Consider the following 20,250-nt stretch of genomic DNA (forward strand, 5'->3'; position numbering starts at 1 on the left):
CTATTTTGTTTCACCTCCGTCTTCGGCCTCTTTCTCCTTCCACCTCTGGCCGATCGTTTCGACGGCAATCGCTGAAAGAATGATATGCCCGGAAACAGTCACTATTACGCTCCTTGTCTTTCTTCCCTGCGTGGCGTCGACCAGCATCCCCGACTGTCTGGCTTCCTCCCTGTAACGCCGCATCGGAGCGGAATCTGAATTTACCACGGCGACGACCTTCTCCTCAGCGACGACATTACCGAATCCTATATTTAGTAACATCGATTCTCAGACCTCCATGACACGTCCGGGCGGGACGAAACATAATCCCTCTCCCCTGATAAACCTATTCCAGATTCTGTACCTGTTCGCGGATCTTTTCGACACTTTCCTTGATCGAAAGACAATCACGGATAATCGCCGAATCTGTCGCCTTGTTTCCCATCGTCGTCACTTCGCGATGGATCTCCTGAAGAAGGAATGTGAGTTTTTTCGAGACTTCTCCACCATTTTTCAGGTGTTTATCGAACTGTCCGAGATGGCTTTTCAACCTGACGAGTTCCTCGGAGAAATCAGAACGATCGACCATAAGAGCAGCTTCCGCCTCCCACCTGCTCCTGTCGAGCTTGTTTTCCCCGATCATCTGTTCTATTCTTTTTTTGACTCTCGCCAGCGAGCGCTTCTGAGCTGAAGGGGCGCTTTTTTCTATCCTCGCTGATATTTTTTCGATCCTGGCAAGCCTGGCTCTGATATCTTTTACCAGGTCCACGGCCTCTCTTCTTCTCATCCTGACACATTTGGACAATGCCTGCTCCAGAGCTTTCTCCACCGCCGCCTTGAGGGTCCTGTCGGGAATCGATTCCACATTATTGATAAATAGCTCGGGCAGCGAAAGAAGAGTGTTTATATCGACCTCTCCGGGTATCTTCTCCTTTCTGGCAAACGCGGAAAGTTCCCTGTAGGCCCTTTTCAACAGCTTCGTATTGACGTTGGTATATTCTGATTCGAAATTCTTGTCAAAGACAACGGTGACGTATACATGCCCGCGGTTTATTTTCCCCCGTACCGTTTTTTCGACAATATTCTCAAAACCGCCGAGCAGTCTCGGCATCCTTATCGAAAAATCAATGAACCTGTGATTAACTGTCCGTATTTCAACGGTGATCTCTCCACTTCCGAGCAAAGCCGATCCTTTTCCGTAACCTGTCATGCTGGCGATCATTGATTACTCCTCTGATTCAAACAGACTCCCTGACCTGGCGCAGTCACATCTTAATAGCATTCGCCGCGATTGTCAAAGAGGCTTTCCGTCCATTGCGATTGACATGGTTCCCGCCAGTTCTTATGATGCAGGCGATGAACAGCCTTACCGCATACGCCCTTGGAAAGGAACTCGGCCGCGCCCTGATTGGCAGAAAGATAACAGGCGTCGACTCATTCGATTACGGCCTCACTATTGGAATTGAAGACAAGGAGATACCCTTTCTTCATCTCATCTTCGCTTCAAGAGAAGCCGAACTGATCCCGGGGAAAAACCGCATCTTTCCAAAGAGCCGGTCAAGGCAGGCTTTCGAGACGATCGAAGGGGCGGTGATCTCAGCGATCAGGCCTGTCGGACTTGACCGGATCATACTTGTCAGCCTCCAGTCAAAAGACAGCTGGGGGAAAGAAAAGGAATATTCCCTGAGGATCGACATGGCTCCAGCGGTAAAAGCCCTTTCTCTTTTCGAGCTTCCCGAAAAGAAGCTGCTTGGATCGATCGGAGCCACCGGGTCACGAGCGCCGGAGAGCCCCTATGAATCCCCACCTTCGAAGCGCTGGGACCTTCTCTCGCTGCCGGGCGCATGTCCTGAGGATATCCTCTCCCAGGCGGTGCGGACGGCGAAAAAGGAAAACGGTGCACGGACAAGGAAGCAGAAATCCGGGGAATCAGATCTTGCCGATCTCCTCGTCAGGATGATATCGGGGATGGACCCGGTACTCTCATCTATCCTTGTCAGGAAAAATGACGGTGCGCTTCTTCGCGTATGGCACGATCTCGAAATAATATCCGAAAGGCTTTCATCATCTTCTTTCATCTGGAATATATACGACCTTCCTGAAATCGGTGATGTTGGCCAGTCTCTCCTCTATCCCGTACCGATCCCTGCGCCCTCCAGACCGGAAGGACCTTCCGGCTTCATGGCGGGACTCGAGGCGATCGCCACGGAAAAAATCATCCCTCTATTCACGGAAAAATACCGAAACCGTATCCTCTCTATAGTCAGAAGAGACATTAACAAATCGAGAAAACTGTTTGAAAACCTCTCGGACGATCTCGCCAGGGCCGACATGGCCGGCGAGATGAGGCTTTTCGGCAATCTGCTCTCGACTTTCAGGCATCTTTTAAGACCGGGAATGAAAGAGATAGAATTGCGCGATTTTTCCGGCGAAAAGACGATCACCGTACCTCTCGATCCGGCGTTGAGCCCCGATCAGAATATAAAAAAATATTACAGGAAGGCGAAAAAGGGAGAAAAGGGAAGGCTTGTTATACGCAACCACCGCATTTCCACCGAGAAGGAACTGGGGAAAAAACTGGAAATGTTTGAAAAGATCTCGGCGACGACGGAAATGGAAGAACTGCTCGCCTTTCTTCCTGAAAAAAGCCCGGGCAGAGACAGATCGAAAGATCCCGGCGAAGTGGAGCGGTTCAGAAAATATATACTCGACCGGGACCACATCGTCCTTGTCGGCAGAAACGACAGGGAAAACGATTATCTTACTCACCGCTATGCGTCACCGAACGACCTCTGGTTCCACGCGCAGGGTTCTCCCGGATCGCATGTAGTTCTGAGAAGATCGACTTTTTCGACGCCGGGAGAGTTCATTGAGAAGGCTGCCGAGATCGCCGCGTGGTTCAGCAAGGCGAGAAATTCCGCGACCGTCGCGGTAATTTATACCGAGAAAAGGTATGTCCGCAAACCGAGGAAATCCAGACCGGGCAGCGCGATATGCTCGAGAGAACGCACAATATTCGTATCCCCCGTCAGGCCACCTGAAAAGGCCAAGAAGGATATCGGTGGAAAATCGTAACACCGGAAATCCAGGCAGGGAATCCTTCCCCCGTGGACAGAACGAAAAGGGGACACCATTTAAGGTATCCCCTTTTTTCTGATAATCCCGGTTTCGGACCAGGCCCCCCACGGGACCTCATGCCAGCCGACCCCGAAACTATCCACTCTGCCTCACATCTTCCTGTTACTGCAGGCATATGTCTCTAACGCAAAAGTCGTACCACAAAAAAAACCACGGCCAGCGCCGTGTTTTTATATCTTGTTGATAACAATAAAGTTATATTGGCCGATTTTTAAGCTTAATCTACCCTGATCGTCATTTGAAAATACGCAAGTACTGAATTTTAACCCCAGGTTAAAATCTTTACCACTTACTTTTCCGCATACCCCGTCTCGGTGCCGAGCAGATAGCTGTTTGTCCCTCCGGAACCGATATCAAGACGTACTGGCAAAAAGAATCCCCACTGGATATAAATATCATAGCAGGGAAGCGTCTCGTCGATCGGATCGATGTAGATCCTGTGATGAGTATTATCCACTCTCTCGAACGTGATCAGATAATTGGAGATAGTAAAGATCTTGTAGGTCGTCCCTTCAAAAACGAGGACTCTCACATCCGAGCTGACCGTCTTGTCAACGGCGATGCCAAGCGCTCCATCTGCCCTGACAGGAACTGACGCGAGGACCAACACCGAAACTGCCAGCAGGAATACCTTCGTCATCATCCTCATCAACGACCTCCCCTCTCCGGTTTTAAAGTAAAACTGCATCTCCACCTTCTCGGTGTTTTCAGCACATCGATGATATCCACAGATCTTCCCAGATCGGTGCCAATATAGCATATTTTATGAAATATTTCTACAAATATTTACTTCATATCACAATTTATTTTATCTTCTTTTTTTCGACTATAATTTTTTCTATCTCAGCCAGCAGTTCCTCAAGAAAACCGGTTTCAAGTCTTTTATAGACCTTTCCATCGCGGAAAAGGACAGCTCCTTTCCCGGTTCCCGCTATTCCGATATCAGCTTCCTTCGCTTCCCCCGGACCGTTCACTTCACACCCCATGACAGCGACTTTCAGGCCTCGCGCTTTTCCAGGCATAGCTTTCTGAAGCGATTCGGCGATCATCGCCACATCAATATGACATCGGCCGCATGTCGGACAGGATATGATCGTCGGCACGTCACTCCTGAGCCCGAGAGAAGAGAGCATCGCATAGGTAACGACCACTTCATCGACCGGGTCTCCGGATAAGGATATCCTGACCGTGTCTCCGATACCACTGATCAGCAGCTGCGTCAGGGCAACGACCGAACGAGCTGTTCCGGTCAGTTTAGGACCGGCCTCCGTGACCCCGATATGCAGGGGATAATCATTTTCCGCGGCGAAGAGCCCGTTAGCCTCTACCGTGATAGCCGGGTCTGATGATTTCAGGCTGAAGACGGCATCTGCGAAGCCTTCCTTTTCGAGGAACCGCGCGCTGTCAAGCGCGCTCTCGCATAGAGCTTTTGCCGGATCCTTGACATAGAGGGAACGATATTTTTTTTCCAGTGACCCCGCGTTGACTCCGATCCGCACGACCAGCGACGCACCGGCGGCAGCATCGAGGACTTCCCCAACCTTCTGCCAGGAACCTATATTGCCCGGATTTATTCTCAGTCCGGCAATGCCCGTACCGGCAGCCATAACCGCCAGCTTATGATCAAAATGGATATCGGCGACTACCGGTATCGGCGACACCTCGCAGAGATCGCTTAGAAGCTCAGCGTCTACGGCATCCCTGACCGCCACCCTGACGATCTCGCACCCCACCCTGGCAAGTTTTCCGATCTGTTCAACTACCGGATCAAACGAGGTCACCGGTACCGAACACATCGACTGTACCGACACGGGCGCGCCGCCGCCTACGGCTACTCCGCCGTAAAACACCTTTCTCGTCTTTCTTCTTTTTATACCGGGCGAGCGCAGCCCATTCTCTGGCATGGTCAGCTCCTTTACCGTTTCTCCTGGCCGAGTCTCGGGCCTGCCACCCTGGAGTCGCCTTTCCTTACCGTTATCCCTTCATTGTCAAGATACTCCAGAAGTGGAACGGCATATTTTCTTGACAGGTCGAAAAATTCCTTGAAATCACCGATCGAGAGGGATTCGTTCTTTTCGAATATCGAATCAAGCCGCCCGAGAAGATCGCCTACCACCGCCCTGCTGACGAACCTGTCTCCGCCAAGTTTAATTACCTTACCCTCTTCCTGGAGTATATGCATATATCTTTCAAGTACGATCCGGTCACCGGCGAGTGGAAGAAGATCGGCCGCAGAAGGGAACCTCAGCCGCGCCTTCTCTATCGACGAGAAAAGCCGTCCAAGCATTTCAGTGTCCTCACCGGTGAGTTCTATCAGATCGCTTCCCGTCCTGATCCTTCCACCCCTGAAGAAAATCACCCCTTCGTCACCGCTTTCCCTGAGTATATATTCGAAGAGTGGTCCTTTTCCGAATCCGGCCTCTTTTCTCGCCTGCTCCCGGTCGACACCCCAGACAAGCGGGTTTTCCGCGTTATGAAGGTCGAGGAGATCGAGAAGCCTTTCTTTCGCTTTTCTTACGACGCCGGCAGAGATCAGCCTGTCCTGAACGGATATTATCCCGCCACCAGCAATCAGAGAGGCCACCGTGACACCAACTGCCTCATCCGAAAGCCCGAAGATCCCCAGCTCGCCGGCCGCCACCCCTTCCCCGTCGGATCTTTCAACGACAGCCATCACAAGATCATGTGGAGACCCTCCCGACAGAGCGTTGAGAAAGGTGATATGCCCTTCCTGGAAACGTTTCGCCTTGGGGGCGACCGGATCGAGGATCCTGCCGCCGGCAAGTATGCGCATGGGGGAATATCTTCTAAGGACGAACCTGTCCGCTCCTATGGCGACTGTCGGCCTCTCCAGGCGGAGTTGCACCAGTCCCTCTTCCCCGGCGCCGAGCTCCTCCCTGTCCAGAAGGATCACCCTGGCGAGTATCTCTCCCGCCGCGTGATGAAATCTGACCCGCTGCCTGTTCTGAAGCCGCGAACCCTTTATCCTGCTTATCTCGATATGGGCGTCGATCATGCCGGAATTGACCGCTATGCCGGGAGAGAAGATCTGGTCGCCAGTATCGACTTCACCTGTCTTCACTCCATGCAGGGCGAGTGCCGTCCGAGTTCCAGCGCCGGCCCGGCCAAGGACTTCTTCAAAATTATGGACATCCCTGACCCTTACCTTTTTCGCCCCCGGTTCTATTACAAGCTCGTCTCCCTTACCCACTTCACCTCGCCACGTCGTCCCGGTAACGATAGTCCCGATCCCCGGCCTGGTAAATACCCTGTCGACCGGCATCCTGAAATAATCTCCGCCCGGTCTGACGACTACTTCGAGCGATTTTTCGAGTAGGAGCTTTTTCAAGCCGGCGATCCCTTCGCCGGTCACCGACGACGTCCTTATGATTTGAGAATCCTCCAAGGGGGTCCCTTTCAAAAGCTCCCTCACGTCGCTTTCGACAATCTCCATTATCTCCGGATCGGCGATATCGGCTTTCGTGATCGCTATGACTCCCGCCTCTACGCCGAGAAGTCTCAGCACCTCAAAATGTTCGATCGTCTGGGGCATCACTCCCTCGTCCGCCGCCACGACGATCAGCGCCAGATCGACTCCGACAGCCCCGGAGACCATATTTTTAACGAATCTCTCATGACCTGGCACATCGACTATACCGGCCCTTATCCCTTCTCCGAGATCAAGGGGAGCGAATCCGAGGACGATCGAGATGCCTCTTTTCTTCTCCTCCTCGAGGCGATCGGTATTTCGTCCCGTAAGAGCCCTTACTATCTCTGTCTTTCCATGATCGACATGACCAGCCGTGCCTATGATGACGTTCCGCAAGAGAAGACTTCCTTCCGCATCATTCTACCCGGAGACGCGAACGATCTCGGCCCCGAGATTCCGGAATTTTTCCTCGACTCGTTCATATCCGCGGTCGATGTGGTATATCCTCAGGATCTTCGTATCTCCTTCGGCGACCAGAGCGGCAAGTATCAGGGCTGAACTCGCCCTGATATCAGTAGCCATTACGGGAGCTCCCTCGAGTTTTTCCACGCCGTTCACCACCGCCACGCTTCCATCGAGGCTGATCTTCGCCCCGAGACGCTTCAACTCGGGGACATGGGTAAACCTGTCCGTATAGACATGTTCAACGAAAGTGCTCGCCCCTTCAGCGACAGCCATGACAGCCATCATCTGCGCCTGCATATCGGTCGGAAATGACGGGTAGAATCCGGTCTCTATATCGACCGGCTTTATTCTGTCAGGACCATCGACGACTATCGTTCGATCGGAGACGTCGATCTTCGCGCCGCAGGATCGTAACTTGTCGATCACGGCGTGCATGTGATCCGGATCGCAATCGTTGATCTCGACTTTTCCTCCCGTCAGGACCGCCGCCGCCGCATACGTTCCCGCTTCGATCCTGTCAGGGATGACCCTGTGGGTGAATGGCTCGACGCGAGAGACGCCCTCTATCACTATTCTGGAGGTCCCTTCACCCTCGATCATCGCGCCGGCTCCATTGAGCGCTTTGGCCAGGGTAGCGATCTCCGGCTCCCGGGCGGCATTTTCGATTATCGTCTTTCCTTCGGCAAGCGCCGCGGCAAGCATGAGATTCACCGTCGCCCCGACACTCGGTATCGTCAGAAATATCTCGGCGCCCCGGAGTCTTTCCGCCGTAGCCTCTATGTATCCATGATTTATCGTGATATTCGCTCCCAGCGACTGGAGGCCCTGCAGGTGAAGGTTTATCGGCCTTGGCCCCCACGCGCATCCGCCAGGGAGAGAGACGCGGGCTTTTCCGAAACGGGCGACAAGAGGACCGAGAGCGTAGATCGAGGCTCTCATCGTCCGGACCAGATCGTACGGCGCCTCGAAACCCGAGGGAGAGGAAGCATCGACATCAAGAACCCCTTCCTTCAGGACTGCCGGTATCCCGAGGACCTTGAGAAGTTCTATCATTGTTCTCGTGTCGCGTAGGTCAGGAACGTTCTCAAGCCTGCATTTTCCGCCCGTATATATAGTCGCCGCCATAAGAGGCAACATGGCGTTTTTCGCTCCGCTTATTCTTACGCTTCCCTCAAGGCGGCACGGGCCCTTTATAGCGAAACTGTCCATAACAAGGTCCTCCTTAACCTCAGCCGGGCCTGAAAGCGATGCTCATCCGTTCCAAACCGTTATAGTCCGATCTCATTTCTATTCTCTCATACCCTCTTGCTTCGAAGATACTCCTTATCATCGCCGCCTGTCCATCACCCGATTCGACAGCTATCATCCCTCCAGGCCGGAGCAGGGCCATCCCCGCGTCGGCCAGTTCCGGGTAGAAAAGAAGTCCATCCTTGCCTCCGTCAAGAGCCAGCCTGTTCTCATGGACCGAGACTTCTTTCTGCAGGCCTTCTATCGCTGCCGCGGGAATATATGGAGGATTCGAGACGAGAAGATCAAAAAGTTCTTTTCCCCTGACGGCATCGAACATCGATCCGACAAAGAGCGAGACGCGGTCTGACACTCCAAGCGCCTGAAAATTGTCCGAAGCGAGCCTTGCCGCCTTTTCCGAGAGATCGAACGCGATGCCGCTCCAGCTATCGTTTCGTTTTGCCAGTGTGCCGGAAATCACGCCGCTACCGGCCCCAAGCTCAAGAAACCTTACTTCCCCCCTCCCGGAAAAAGACTGTTCGATCCATTCCACAAGAAGTTCCGTTTCAGGCCTGGGAATAAAGACTCCTTCCCTGACGGCGAAGGGAAGCGAAAAAAACTCCACCTGGCCGAGGATATATTGAAGGGGATAGTGAGAAGCTCTTTTTTTCAGATATTCCCTGTATGAACGCACCGTCTCGTCCGCTAGCTCTTCCTCGAAACGCAGATAGAGATCGAGCCGGGAACAGTTCATCGCCCTTGCGAGGAGGTGTTCGGCGCTCAATCTCGGCGAATCCACGCCATAGCGGCCAAGATACTCTTCGGAGAGCCTGACTGCGTCGAGGACTGTCGGCGGCTTTGCCATTCTGTCAACACCCTGCCTCTTCCTGCAAGCCTGCCCCGCGCGGATCGACTACGTGCAAGGTTCCTTCGGGGCATCTAACTGCTTGTGGCCTTTCCCTTTTCCTTTTTCATCTCGAGAGCGAGAAGATTTTCGCGCTCGGCAAGAGCGAGTTCAGAGATCAATTCATCAAGCTCCCCGTCAAGGATCCCTCCAAGATTATGCGAGGTAAACCCAATCCTGTGGTCGCTTACCCGGCCCTGGGGATAATTGTACGTCCTGATCTTCGCCGATCTGTCGCCGGAGCCTACCATCCCTTTTCTCGCCTGGGCGATCTCGTCCGCCTGTTCGCTTCTGTATTTTTCAAGCAGCCTTGAAAGAAGGACCTTCATCGCCTTGGCCTTATTCTTGTGCTGCGATTTCTCATCCTGGCAGGTGACAACCATACCGGTAGGAATATGGGTGATCCTGACGGCGGAGTCGGTCGTGTTTACGCTCTGCCCCCCAGGTCCGCTCGATCTGTAGACATCGACCTTCAGGTCCTTCGCCTCGACCTCGACATCGACCTCTTCCGCTTCGGGCAGTACGGCAACCGAAACGGCAGACGTATGGATCCTTCCCCCCGATTCTGTAACGGGGACTCTCTGGACCCTGTGCACTCCACTTTCGAATTTGAGCTTGCCGTAAGCGTTATCTCCAGCCACGAGGAATATGATCTCCTTGAATCCCCCCATCTCGGTCGGGCTGCTGCTCAGTATATCGACTTTCCATCTCTGGTTCTCGGCAAAAAGCCTGTACATTCTTGAAAGATCATGGGCGAAAAGAGCCGCCTCATCCCCGCCGGTGCCAGCCCTTATCTCTATGACGGTGTTGCGCGAATCATCCGGGTCCCTGGGGATAAGCAACAGCTTGATATCTTCTTCGAGCTGATAAAACTCGTCTTCCACCTCTTCTATCTCCGCTCTCGCCAGTTCGATGAATTCCTCATCCTGTGACCCGGCGACCACTTCTCTCGCCTCATCAAGCCTCCCGGCAAGCTTCATATATTTCCTGATCGCTCCGACCGCCTCTTCGAGGTCGCTTCTCTCCTTGCCGAGTTTTCTGTAGAGAGCCTGGTTTTTTATATTCTCCGGTTTTGACAGCTCGTCACCCAGGCTATCATACCGATCGAGAATATTCTTGTATCGTTTGATATTTTCCACAAATGGTCCTTTCGCCTTCCCCGCCCGGACAGGAAATCTTCCGGACTGGCGGCAAGTACTGCCCGTTCGCGTACTTTAATTAATAATACCGTTTCTTTCCAGCAATTTGTCGTCAAGGCAGGCGTTGAGAGCCGCTATCGCGACCTCTATCTGATCGGCGGATGGCTCTTTCGTCGTGAATCTCTGAAGGAACAATCCCGGCCAGAAAAGAAAGCCGATCTTTCGATCGATCCCGGGACGGGCCGAAAGCTTGAGCAATTCGTATGATATCCCCGCGATCACCGGAATAAGGGAGAAGCGGACCAGGCGGTCAGCGATATTCTCGGGCCTGCCTAAAAAGACGAAAACCAGTACGCTGACGATCACAATAATTAGCAAAAAACTCGTGCTGCATCTCGGATGGAGCCTCGACCTTGCCGCCGCCTTTTCGCAGGTGACATCAGGGTCGTCCTCGAAGGCGAAGATCGTCTTATGCTCGGCTCCGTGATATTCAAAGACCCTTCTCATATCCTTCCACCTGCTTATCAGCACTATATAGAGAAAAACAAAGAGAAGCCTCAGGATCCCATCGACGAGATTGAAGAAAAATCCACTTTTAAAGCCGAACGCCTCGGTTATCAGAAGGGGGATATAGAAAAAGACGAGAAAACCGAGAGCGAAAGCGCCGGCTACGACCATAACCATCTGAAAGGTCGAAAGCGATTTGCCTCCCTCCTTCTTTTTCTCATCTTCAGCTACCGCCTGGTCGGCGGAAAAAGAAAGGGCCTTTATCGCGACGCTCAGCGTTTCGATCATCATGACGGCCCCGCGGATCACCGGAAGGGCGAGGATCCTGTTTCTTTTTGTAAGGGAGATGAAATTTTCCGCTTTGATGACTATCCTGCCATCAGGAACGCGGACGGCAGTCGCGAGCCCACGGGGAGAACGCATCATTACACCTTCGATGACCGCCTGTCCCCCGACATGGAGATTCTCCGATCGTTCCCTTGCAGGCATTTTTTCTCCGATTGATTCCCGGTGAGAGAAGAAGGCCGGCTTTTTTATTCTTTTGCTTCTTTTTTACGATAATCGCCGTATTTGCGCTGGAATCTTTCAACGCGCCCTGCCGTATCGATAAGTTTCTGCTTTCCTGTAAAGAAAGGGTGGCAGTTGGAACATATCTCCACGTGAATATCTTCCTGCGTCGAAGATGTCTCGATCACGTTACCGCAAATACAGCTTATTTTCGTATTTGTGTACTTGGGGTGAATATCTTTCTTCATTTCTGTGCTCCGATTCCTGAATCTGGACCTGTTCGCGCTCATTTCCCGCGCAGAGGATACAATTTAATATTATTTTTTCCATAATTCAAACTATTTCCGTCATTTTATTATTTTTATATTCTTCTCTCCCGCCCCTCTCACGCGTTCATCGATGACAGGAATTTCGCGTTTGTCTTTGTCCTCGACATTTTCTCCATAAGGAATTCCATCGCCTCGACACAATTCTTGTCGCTGAGGAACTTCCGAAGGATATAGACCTTGGCAATGACCTTCTCGTCGAGAAGGAGCTCCTCTTTTCTCGTACCTGACCTGAATATATCTATGGCCGGCCAGACCCTCTTGTCTGACAGCCTCCTGTCGAGCACTATCTCGAGGTTTCCCGTTCCCTTGAACTCTTCAAAGATAACTTCATCCATCCTGCTTCCCGTCTCGACGAGTGCCGTAGCAATTATTGTAAGCGAGCCCTGTTCCTCGGTGTTCCTCGCCGCTCCAAAGAACCTCTTCGGCCGCTGAAGGGCATTTGAATCGACACCTCCGGAAAGTATCTTCCCCGAATGAGGCACCACGGCATTATGCGCTCTGGCGAGCCGTGTTATGCTGTCGAGCAGGATAACGACATCCTTTCCATGTTCGACGAGTCTCTTTGCCTTCTCGATCACCATGTCCGAGACCTGGACGTGCCTGTCGGCCGGTTCATCGAACGTGGAGCTGATGACTTCTCCCTTGACCGATCTTTCCATGTCGGTCACTTCTTCAGGCCGCTCGTCTATTAGGAGCACTATCAACACTATCTCCGGATGGTTGGTGGTGATAGCGTTCGCTATCTTCTGCAGAAGGATCGTCTTCCCTGTTCTCGGCGGAGCGACGATCAAAGCTCTCTGGCCCTTGCCTATAGGGGTCAGAAGCGTCATCACTCTTGTCGAAAGGTCTTTCGGATCATGTTCGAGCTGGATGATACTCTCAGGATAAAGAGGCGTGAGGTTATCAAAGAACATCTTCTGGCGGGCCTTCTCCGGTGGTTCATCGTTTACCGCTTCCACCTTGAGCAGGGCGAAGTACCTTTCCGAATCTTTCGGGGGCCGTATCTGACCATATACCGTATCGCCGGTCCTCAGCGAAAACTTCTTTATCTGTGATGGTGAAATATATATGTCATCGGGACCGGGAAGGTAATTGTACGATGGGGAACGGAGAAAACCAAAACCTTCCGGAAGTATCTGCAGGACACCCTGATTGAAGATCAGGCCGTTGATCTTGGCCTGCGCCTCCAGGATACTGAAGATAATCTCCTGTTTTCTCATATTGCTGGCGCCCTCGACATTGAGTTCATCGGCCAGCTCCATCAGTTCATCGATCTTCTTGCTTTTCAGTTCTGCAATATCCATCGCACCCAACCTTTTCTAATCCCTGGTTAATCTGCCTTATTGTTCATTTCCATGAAAAGGGCCAAAGGTCTCACTGGCCACCGATACTTTCTTTCGTTGATTTGTTTGAAATGATCGGTCTGATAACCGGTTGACACCGTTTCAACAATCGTCCTAAAGTCACTCCATTGTTATCTGTATCTGTGGATTCACAATCTTTCAATCGACATGTAGCTCTGATACCTTGAGGGGGAATTATACAGAGCCGCTTTGGGTTCCGTCTCCAGGCTGTATTATATGGAGATCAAAAAAAACAACGAAGAAAGATGCTCTTTCTATATATCTGGCAATCTACCTGAAAAAAGCCCTCCTGTCAAGAAAAATAGAAGATCGAATATTTCAAGTCCCGAGAAAGACGCGCGAGAAGCGGGTGGGCCTGCCGGCCCTCCCGCTCGCGATGATCTACTGCTGTTGGGTGAGTTCCAGATATTTTTCCATGGCCTTTTCAGCCATCGTCTTCATCTGTTTCTTGTTATAGGTAAGCCCGAGGATCTGCCATCCGCTGGGATCGTCGGGCGCTATCTCGGTAGTATACTTCTGCCCCTGCAGAATCACTTCATCCCAGAATTCCCCCTGATAATAAGCGAGAAGGAGGCTGTAATGAGCATGCCTGTTTTCAGGTTCTATCGCTATCACCTGCTGATAGGCATCGGCAGCTTTCATATATTCTTCCTGCTTGAGATAACAGACGCCAAGATTATAATAGACGTCGGCGCTCTCGGTCTCTGCACGCATGTAAGCGTTTATCGCCATCTCATAAAGCTTGATCGCTCCGGCATAATCGTTCCTGCGCAGGTAATCATTGCCGACGCCTTCGACCGTCTCGGCCTTGGCCGGATCAAAAAGGAGGAGTTTGTCGAAGATCTCAAGGGCCTTCTCATCCTCACCGCGTTTGACCATGATCCTTCCCGTAAGCGCCAGCACCTTTCCGTAATCGGCATGGTCTTCCGTGATCCTGTCCATCAGCATATCAGCCGATTCGAAAGACGGTTCCAGATAGGTGCTGTCTTCGGCTGAAAGATGGTTATAGACCATCGCCAGATTATACCAGCTTTTTACCTTCCTCGGATCCGCCTCTGTCGCTTCGGCGAATTCCTTGGCAGCGCCCTCGTAGTTTTCAGCCTGAAGCTCGTTAAGTCCCCTGTTGTAGTGCGAAGCCCAGTTCGACGCGATATTCTGAGATACCACCTCTTCCTTCTTCGGATCGAGCTCGGCGGCCTTCATGAAAGAATCGTACGCCATTTTCATCTTTCCGGTATAGCTGTACGAAACTCCAAGCTGAAAATATGCTTCAGCGTCATCGGGTTTTTTCTCGATGGCAAGGGTCGCCATCTCTATCGCCTTATCGAAATTCTTGGTCTGGTTATGAAGCATCGCGCTGGTGGTCTCTACGCTTTTGCAGGCAAAGATGCCGAGAAGCATGAAGACCAGCAGAGCCAGTACCGCCTGATTTCTTCTCATCCCGAAGATACCTCCTTCAATACGGACAAAAACCGTAACACTAGTTGTATTACTATCTCTCCCGTCACCAGTTGAAAACTAGCAATCACTTTTTGCCATGTCAAGAATTATCGGGTCCCGCGCCGGGAAGCCGACAGGCTTAAAACAGGTTCCCCGGATCGATGTTCCACTGGAGGTCGACTTCCCTCTTTCCGTCCAGTTCTTTTCTGAAGATATCAACTATCGCCTTTTTGGCGGCGTTCTCTCCCGTCCCCTTTACCAGGACCTGGAACCGGAACTTCCTTCTCAGTCTGCCGACGACCGCGGGCACCGGACCTAGTATATCCGATTCATCGACTATACCTGCCGAAACGACCGCGTCCCTCGCTCGCGAGGCGGCTGCCGACGCGGGGCCAGGTGAGTCGGAAGATAACGTAAAGAGGATCAGCCTGCTCACCGGAGGATACCTGAATTCTTTTCTGAGAAGGAGTTCATTCCTCGCGAAGCCGTCGAAGTCATGAGTCTTAAGGTAATCATAGAGGTAATGCTCCGGCGCGAGGGCCTGTATGATGACATTTCCCTTCTTTCTGCCTCTTCCAGTCCTGCCAGCCGCCTGTGAAAGGAGTTGAAAGGTCCTTTCGGCGGCTCTGAAATCCGGAAAATTCAATCCCGCGTCGGCCGCGATCACTCCGACCAGGGTCACTCCGGGATAGTGATGGCCTTTTGCCACCATCCTCGTGCCGAGGAGGATCTGAGCCTCACCTTTCGCGAATTTTTCAAGTATCTCGAGATGGCTTCTCTTGCCCGCCGTCGTATCTAGATCCATCCTGAGGATCCTCGCCGAAGGAACAAGGTTGCCAAGTTCCATCTCGACTCTCTGGGTCCCGATCCCTTTCTGAATGATATTGAAATCTCCACATCTCGGGCACCTGTCGGGCAGAGAGCTCAAATAGCCGCAGTAATGACAGATCAGCCTGTGCCCGCTGCTGTGGTACGTGAGTGAGATCGAGCAGTTCGGACACCGGTCGATCCATCCGCACTTGCGGCACTGGATATAGTTGGCGTGCCCGCGCCTGTTCAGAAGGACGATAGCCTGTTCACCCTTTCCCACGCATCCCTCAAGCGCCTGGAGCAGTTCGTCCGAGATCAGCTCGGCCCGTCCTCGCATATCGACGATCTCGACCGGAGGAAGGCTGCTCTGCGCTGGACGGGAAGAGATGCTGAAACTGGTCGTTTCATTTTTCAGGGCGCTGTCGTAGATCTCGAGCGAAGGCGTAGCCGAACCGAAGACGACGACTGTTTTTTCGTTCCTCCCCCTGAACTTTGCGACTTCCACGGCGCTGTAGTGCGGTTTTTCCTCCTGTTTGAAAGAGGGGTCCTGCTCTTCGTCGACGATTATCATACCCAGGTCCTTCAGCGGCACGAAGACTGCCGAGCGCGGACCGATCACCACGCTGATATCTCCTGCCGCCGCTTTTTTCCATATCGATGAACGTTGCGGGCCGGTTAGCCTGCTGTGCAGAACGGCGACGCTGCTGCCGAATCTCCTTCTGAACCTTGCCGTTGACTGCGGGATCAGCGCTATCTCGGGAACGAGGACAAGGGCTGTCCTGCCGGCCGCCAGTACTTCCTCTATGACGCGCAGGTATACTTCGGTCTTGCCGCTTCCCGTGACCCCATAGATCAGGAAATTCTCCCCCCGGCCTCCATGAAACGCAGCCATTACCGCGTCGAACGCCGCCTGCTGGTCCTTTCCAAGAACCGGCCTGTGAGCCTCGCGGGGAAACTCTCCTTCCTTCTGGTCTTCCGCTGACTTCCTGCCCTTTCCCTTTATACTCGCCGGTAGCATCGCTCTGAGCACTTCGCCGAGCGAATGGATATAGTAATCAGATATCCAGCGCGCCAACCTCATCAGATCTTCGGTAACAAGAGGCTGATCGTCCACCTGGGCGAGGATATCCTTTATCCGGAATTTCCCTTCATCGTCGGAATGGAGCGAGATGACGTATCCCGTCACCTTTCTTCTTCCCACGGGAACCATGACGCGGCATCCGGGAGAAAGGGTCCTGGCGAGCTCATCGGGCACTTTATATGTAAAAAGCCTGTCCACGGGCATGGGCAGGGCAACATCGGCAAAAGAGGTATGGCTTTTTTCATCGGTCATCGTGCAGGAGATTATATTATCCCCGGGGCTCTTCGACAACTCAAAAGAACGGGTGGCGTGCGGGAGCCCATCTCCACGCGTAAAGAGGGAGCGGCCCGTCCGGCCGCCCCTTATTGATAATACGGTGAATATGCTCTACTTCGCGCTGACCAGAAGTTTCTGGATCCTGTCGATGAGCTTGTTGGGGCTGAAAGGCTTTATTATGTAATCGGTCGCGCCTACCTCATAACCAAGCCTCTTGTCTATATCCCTTCCCTTGGCCGTGAGCAGAATGACCGGGATATTTTTCGTCAGAGGATTCGTCTTGATGATCCTGCATGCTTCGTATCCGTCTATCTTCGGCATCATGATATCAAGAATGATAAGATCGGGCTGCTCCCTTCTCGCGACATCTATCGCTTCCTCGCCGTTCGAAGCCGTGATGACCTGATACCCTTCCGAACCGATGCTGAACTCAAGGATCTGCGTTATGTTGACCTCATCATCGACGACGAGAATCTTGCCCTTGCTCATGTAATCTCCTCCTTCTTTGCTTCTTTTTCGTAGTTTTCCATATTTTCTTTTCTTGATTCTTCAAGCTCTTTCTCTATGACATCGAGATAAAAATCGCCGTTATCGACTCTGGCCCCGGTGTCATGAAGCGCTTTTACGAAAGCTCCCACGATCTTCGGATCGAATTTCGTCCTCGAGCCCCTGATTATTTCATTTTTCGCCTCGTCGAGAGTGAACGCCCTTCTGTACGGCCCCTGCGAGACAAGCGCCCTGAACGAATCGACGACATTGATTATCCTTGCTTCGATCGGGATCTCCTCTCTGACGAGCCCTTCGGGATATCCGCTTCCGTCGTAATGTTCGTGATGGTAGATGACCATCCTCATGATCCGCTCGTCTATTCCCATCGGCGAGAGGAGCGAGAATCCGATATTCGGATGATCGATCAGTTTTTTCTTTTCCCCGGTCGTCAGTTCTTCCTTCTTGACCCTGATACTCCTCGGTACTTTCATCATCCCGAGGTCGTAGATGTTCATCCCCATCCTCAGCGCCGTCTTTGATTCTTCGGTAAGTCCCAGCCTGTCGGCAATCGCGAGAGCTATAAGCGTGTAGTTTACGAGGTTCCCGCTTCCGACGCCTTCTCTCATGTGGAGTATGCATCTCATCGCGTCCTTGACTTTTTCGAAATTGCCCGAGACTTTTTCATAAGCGTCAAGCTTCTTGAGCATCCTTCCCACGATCTCGCTGAACGCTTCAAGGATCCCCGTATCGGCCCTTGTGAATTCACGCCCGTCAACGTGGTCGCTTACGTTAAGGACGCCGATGATATCGCCATCGACCTTCACCGGGGAAGATATGAACGAGCTCGTACCGTAATAGGCGCTGTTGTTCGCTCTCGCCACTCTTTTGTCGTTTTCTATATCAAAGACCTGTACGGACTCTCCTTCGAGAAAGACTCTGCCTGCGATCCGGTCGCCTGTCTCCACCCTGGTATTCTGCACGAATTCCGCGTCAAGTCCCTTGGCCGCTATCACCCTCAAGACCTGCTTGTTCTGATCGAGGACCATTATCGAGGCTTTTCTGGCCTGCATGAACTCCGAAAGCATCTCGACCAGGAGGGAAAGATATCTTTCTCTTTCGAAACGGACCGACCCGATATTGCCGGAAGCCGTCGCCTGTCTGACGATTATGTCCTTCATCGGAAGGATAATCACGAATTTCGCGCCGGCTTCCTTGACATTTTCCACCCAGATCCTTCCATCGTGCCATTCCACTATATTCTTGCATATCGCGAGCCCGAGCCCCGATCCTCCATATTCACGCGTATCAGTCGCGTCTGCCTGGTGGAACCTTTCGAAGATCTTTTCAAGCTGATCCTCGGGGATCCCGTTGCCCGTGTCCTGCACGACGATACGTGCCGCTGAAGCTTCTTCTTCGAGAGTGATCGTGACTTTCCCCTTTTCGGGTGTGAATTTTACGGCGTTACCGACGAGATTGAGGAGCAGCTGCCTTATAAGTTCCCTGTCAGCATCGATCAACACTTGATGCCGCGGCATCTTTATGTTCTTTTCTATATTACGCTCGACGAAATCATCATCTGCTTCATCGAGCACTTCGCTTATTATCTGATTGAGGTCGCACGACGATTTCTCGACTTTAAGACGCCCCGTCTCCATACTCGAATAGTTGAGGATATTATCGACCATCTTGATGATCCTGTCGGTCTCCTCTCCCATGACGTTCAGGAAATTCCCGATCGTATCGCGTTCAATCGTCTCGACGTTGTCTCGCAGGGTCTCAGAATAGGCCTTCACCGATGTCAGAGGCGTTCTGAGTTCGTGAGAGACTATCGAAAGAAAATTCGATTTCAGCTGGTTCGCCGCTTCGAGTTCATCCTTTACGAAGAGGAGTTCCTTCTGACCGTTCTTGATCCTGCTTCTGAAATTCTCGCGGGCAAAGATCTCTATGATATTGTTCGAATATATCCACATGCTTTTCGTCGCGGATGTTATCCCGTCATGCAGGAATCCGGCCGTCATTACCCCTTTCAGGACCCCTTCGAACTTCACCGGCATCAGCAGAAGCGAACCCTCCTCCCATTCGATATCTTCCGGTACAAATTCGGATATCTCCTCTCCCAGCGAATCTTTTTCAATCCTGTATCCGTAACCCGCGGCATTCTCGTCCCGGCAAAGGCTCTTGATCCTCGACTTCTTGACACTCTTTGAAAAGTGAGAGGCAAGTTCTCTGTCTTCTTTAACGACAAACGCCTGTGTCTCGAGTATCTCATCGGAACCGCCCGCCACCCTGATATGCGCAAAATCCGCGCCCGTTTCTTCGATCAGCGAATCAGCGATCTTTCTGTAAACGCTCTGTGTCCTCTCGTCCCTTATTACCATCAGGCTGATATCAACCAGGTGTCTCCCTTCCCCGGACGCGTCCGATACCGCCTCGGCGCTGTTAAATGGCGCCGTTATCCTTGGCTGGATCGATTCGGTCTCCCGGGCGATCCGGACATTCCCGGTGTCACTGACGAAAGCGCCAAGGAAAAGGAAAAATCCCGTTATATCTATCAGGGAGAAGAGCTGGCTCCAGAACGGATCAGCCCCCGTGATCCCGGAATGTCGAAGGCTCATCATCATCGTAGACACCATCAGAAACACCGCTGAAACGGTGAATAACGCCGGCGTCCTGGACCCTATCCTCTTTCTCGCGTGCAGATACCCAGCCATTACTCCCGCCGGCATGAATGCTGAAACGGAATAGAAGAAAGTCAGGACGACTATGCCGCCTATAACGGCGAACTGGATGATTCCTCCGATGATAAGGCCCACCGCGACAGCGGGAATAACGATCCTTTTGTTCCAGAAGGAAATATCCTCTTCCCTTCTGCCCGAAGCCATGATTGTCATGACGATATAGAAACCTGCTATCGAAAGAATAGAGGATATGAAACCGAATCCGGCGTGCTGAAGCGGAAGCGTAGAAATATTTACCGCCCTGGAGAGAGAGATAAGCAGCAGTCCGGCAACAAGCCCCCGCGCTACCGTCGCGGTCCTTCCCCTCATCGCCGTGACTATTCGATAGACCGACAGGAGAGAGAGGAAAGCAACGAGGAAGACGTATGTCAGAGATCCAGCGTCACCCATAAAAATGTTTTCAGCGCCCGACCTTAACATCGGGTGT

The 20,250-nt window shown here is 52.3% G+C and carries 16 protein-coding genes; 1 reads left to right on the forward strand and 15 read right to left on the reverse strand.

Features of this window, described 5'->3' with window-relative positions:
- Both JW814_04540 and JW814_04545 read right to left on the reverse strand, forming a co-directional pair.
- Positions 1–261 (reverse strand): DUF370 domain-containing protein, encoded by a 261-nt coding sequence (locus JW814_04540; protein MBN2070705.1) that lies wholly within the window; start codon positions 259–261, stop codon positions 1–3.
- A 64-nt stretch (positions 262–325) separates the two neighbouring features.
- Positions 326–1,201, reverse strand: coding sequence for a YicC family protein (locus JW814_04545; GenBank protein ID MBN2070706.1), 876 nt, complete (start codon positions 1,199–1,201; stop codon positions 326–328).
- A 134-nt stretch (positions 1,202–1,335) separates the two neighbouring features.
- Between JW814_04545 and JW814_04550 the strand changes: the two genes are divergently transcribed.
- On the forward strand, positions 1,336–3,054 hold the full coding sequence (locus JW814_04550; protein ID MBN2070707.1) for a DUF814 domain-containing protein: 1,719 nt from the start codon (positions 1,336–1,338) through the stop codon (positions 3,052–3,054).
- A 352-nt stretch (positions 3,055–3,406) separates the two neighbouring features.
- On the opposite strand, the gene JW814_04555 is transcribed toward JW814_04550, so the two are convergent.
- From JW814_04555 to JW814_04615, 13 genes are all read right to left on the reverse strand, one after another.
- The gene (locus JW814_04555; protein MBN2070708.1) at positions 3,407–3,766 is read right to left on the reverse strand and encodes a hypothetical protein; all 360 of its coding nucleotides are present in this window, start codon (positions 3,764–3,766) and stop codon (positions 3,407–3,409) included.
- Between the two features lie 154 nt (positions 3,767–3,920).
- Positions 3,921–5,021, reverse strand: a complete 1,101-nt coding sequence (gene ispG, locus JW814_04560) for a flavodoxin-dependent (E)-4-hydroxy-3-methylbut-2-enyl-diphosphate synthase (protein ID MBN2070709.1) — start codon at positions 5,019–5,021, stop codon at positions 3,921–3,923.
- Positions 5,022–5,032: 11 nt separating this feature from the next.
- The gene (gene selB / locus JW814_04565; GenBank protein ID MBN2070710.1) at positions 5,033–6,943 is read right to left on the reverse strand and encodes a selenocysteine-specific translation elongation factor; all 1,911 of its coding nucleotides are present in this window, start codon (positions 6,941–6,943) and stop codon (positions 5,033–5,035) included.
- A 24-nt stretch (positions 6,944–6,967) separates the two neighbouring features.
- Positions 6,968–8,221, reverse strand: coding sequence for a UDP-N-acetylglucosamine 1-carboxyvinyltransferase (gene murA / locus JW814_04570; GenBank protein ID MBN2070711.1), 1,254 nt, complete (start codon positions 8,219–8,221; stop codon positions 6,968–6,970).
- A gap of 19 nt (positions 8,222–8,240) precedes the next feature.
- Positions 8,241–9,104 carry a peptide chain release factor N(5)-glutamine methyltransferase gene (gene prmC, locus JW814_04575; protein MBN2070712.1) on the reverse strand — a complete coding sequence of 288 codons (864 nt, stop codon included), beginning with the start codon at positions 9,102–9,104 and terminating at the stop codon, positions 8,241–8,243.
- 74 nt (positions 9,105–9,178) lie between these two features.
- Complete coding sequence (prfA, locus tag JW814_04580) at positions 9,179–10,273, reverse strand: peptide chain release factor 1 (GenBank protein MBN2070713.1); 1,095 nt, start codon at positions 10,271–10,273, stop codon at positions 9,179–9,181.
- Positions 10,274–10,357: 84 nt separating this feature from the next.
- A complete protein-coding gene (locus JW814_04585) occupies positions 10,358–11,278 on the reverse strand; it encodes a DUF1385 domain-containing protein (protein MBN2070714.1) in 921 nt (306 codons plus the stop codon).
- Between the two features lie 44 nt (positions 11,279–11,322).
- The gene (rpmE, locus tag JW814_04590) at positions 11,323–11,544 is read right to left on the reverse strand and encodes a 50S ribosomal protein L31 (protein ID MBN2070715.1); all 222 of its coding nucleotides are present in this window, start codon (positions 11,542–11,544) and stop codon (positions 11,323–11,325) included.
- A 137-nt stretch (positions 11,545–11,681) separates the two neighbouring features.
- A complete protein-coding gene (rho, locus tag JW814_04595) occupies positions 11,682–12,929 on the reverse strand; it encodes a transcription termination factor Rho (GenBank protein MBN2070716.1) in 1,248 nt (415 codons plus the stop codon).
- 441 nt (positions 12,930–13,370) lie between these two features.
- Positions 13,371–14,429, reverse strand: a complete 1,059-nt coding sequence (locus tag JW814_04600) for a tetratricopeptide repeat protein (protein MBN2070717.1) — start codon at positions 14,427–14,429, stop codon at positions 13,371–13,373.
- Positions 14,430–14,568: 139 nt separating this feature from the next.
- The gene (gene priA / locus JW814_04605; protein ID MBN2070718.1) at positions 14,569–16,572 is read right to left on the reverse strand and encodes a primosomal protein N'; all 2,004 of its coding nucleotides are present in this window, start codon (positions 16,570–16,572) and stop codon (positions 14,569–14,571) included.
- 135 nt (positions 16,573–16,707) lie between these two features.
- Positions 16,708–17,085, reverse strand: coding sequence for a response regulator (locus JW814_04610; GenBank protein ID MBN2070719.1), 378 nt, complete (start codon positions 17,083–17,085; stop codon positions 16,708–16,710).
- Positions 17,082–20,243: a GAF domain-containing protein gene (locus JW814_04615; GenBank protein MBN2070720.1), complete on the reverse strand. Its 3,162-nt coding sequence runs from the start codon at positions 20,241–20,243 to the stop codon at positions 17,082–17,084. The genes JW814_04610 and JW814_04615 overlap by 4 nt, the downstream gene beginning before the upstream one ends.
- Positions 20,244–20,250: the final 7 nt, after the last annotated feature.

The organism is Candidatus Krumholzibacteriota bacterium (assembly GCA_016932415.1).
Lineage (GTDB): Bacteria > Krumholzibacteriota > Krumholzibacteriia > Krumholzibacteriales > Krumholzibacteriaceae > Krumholzibacterium.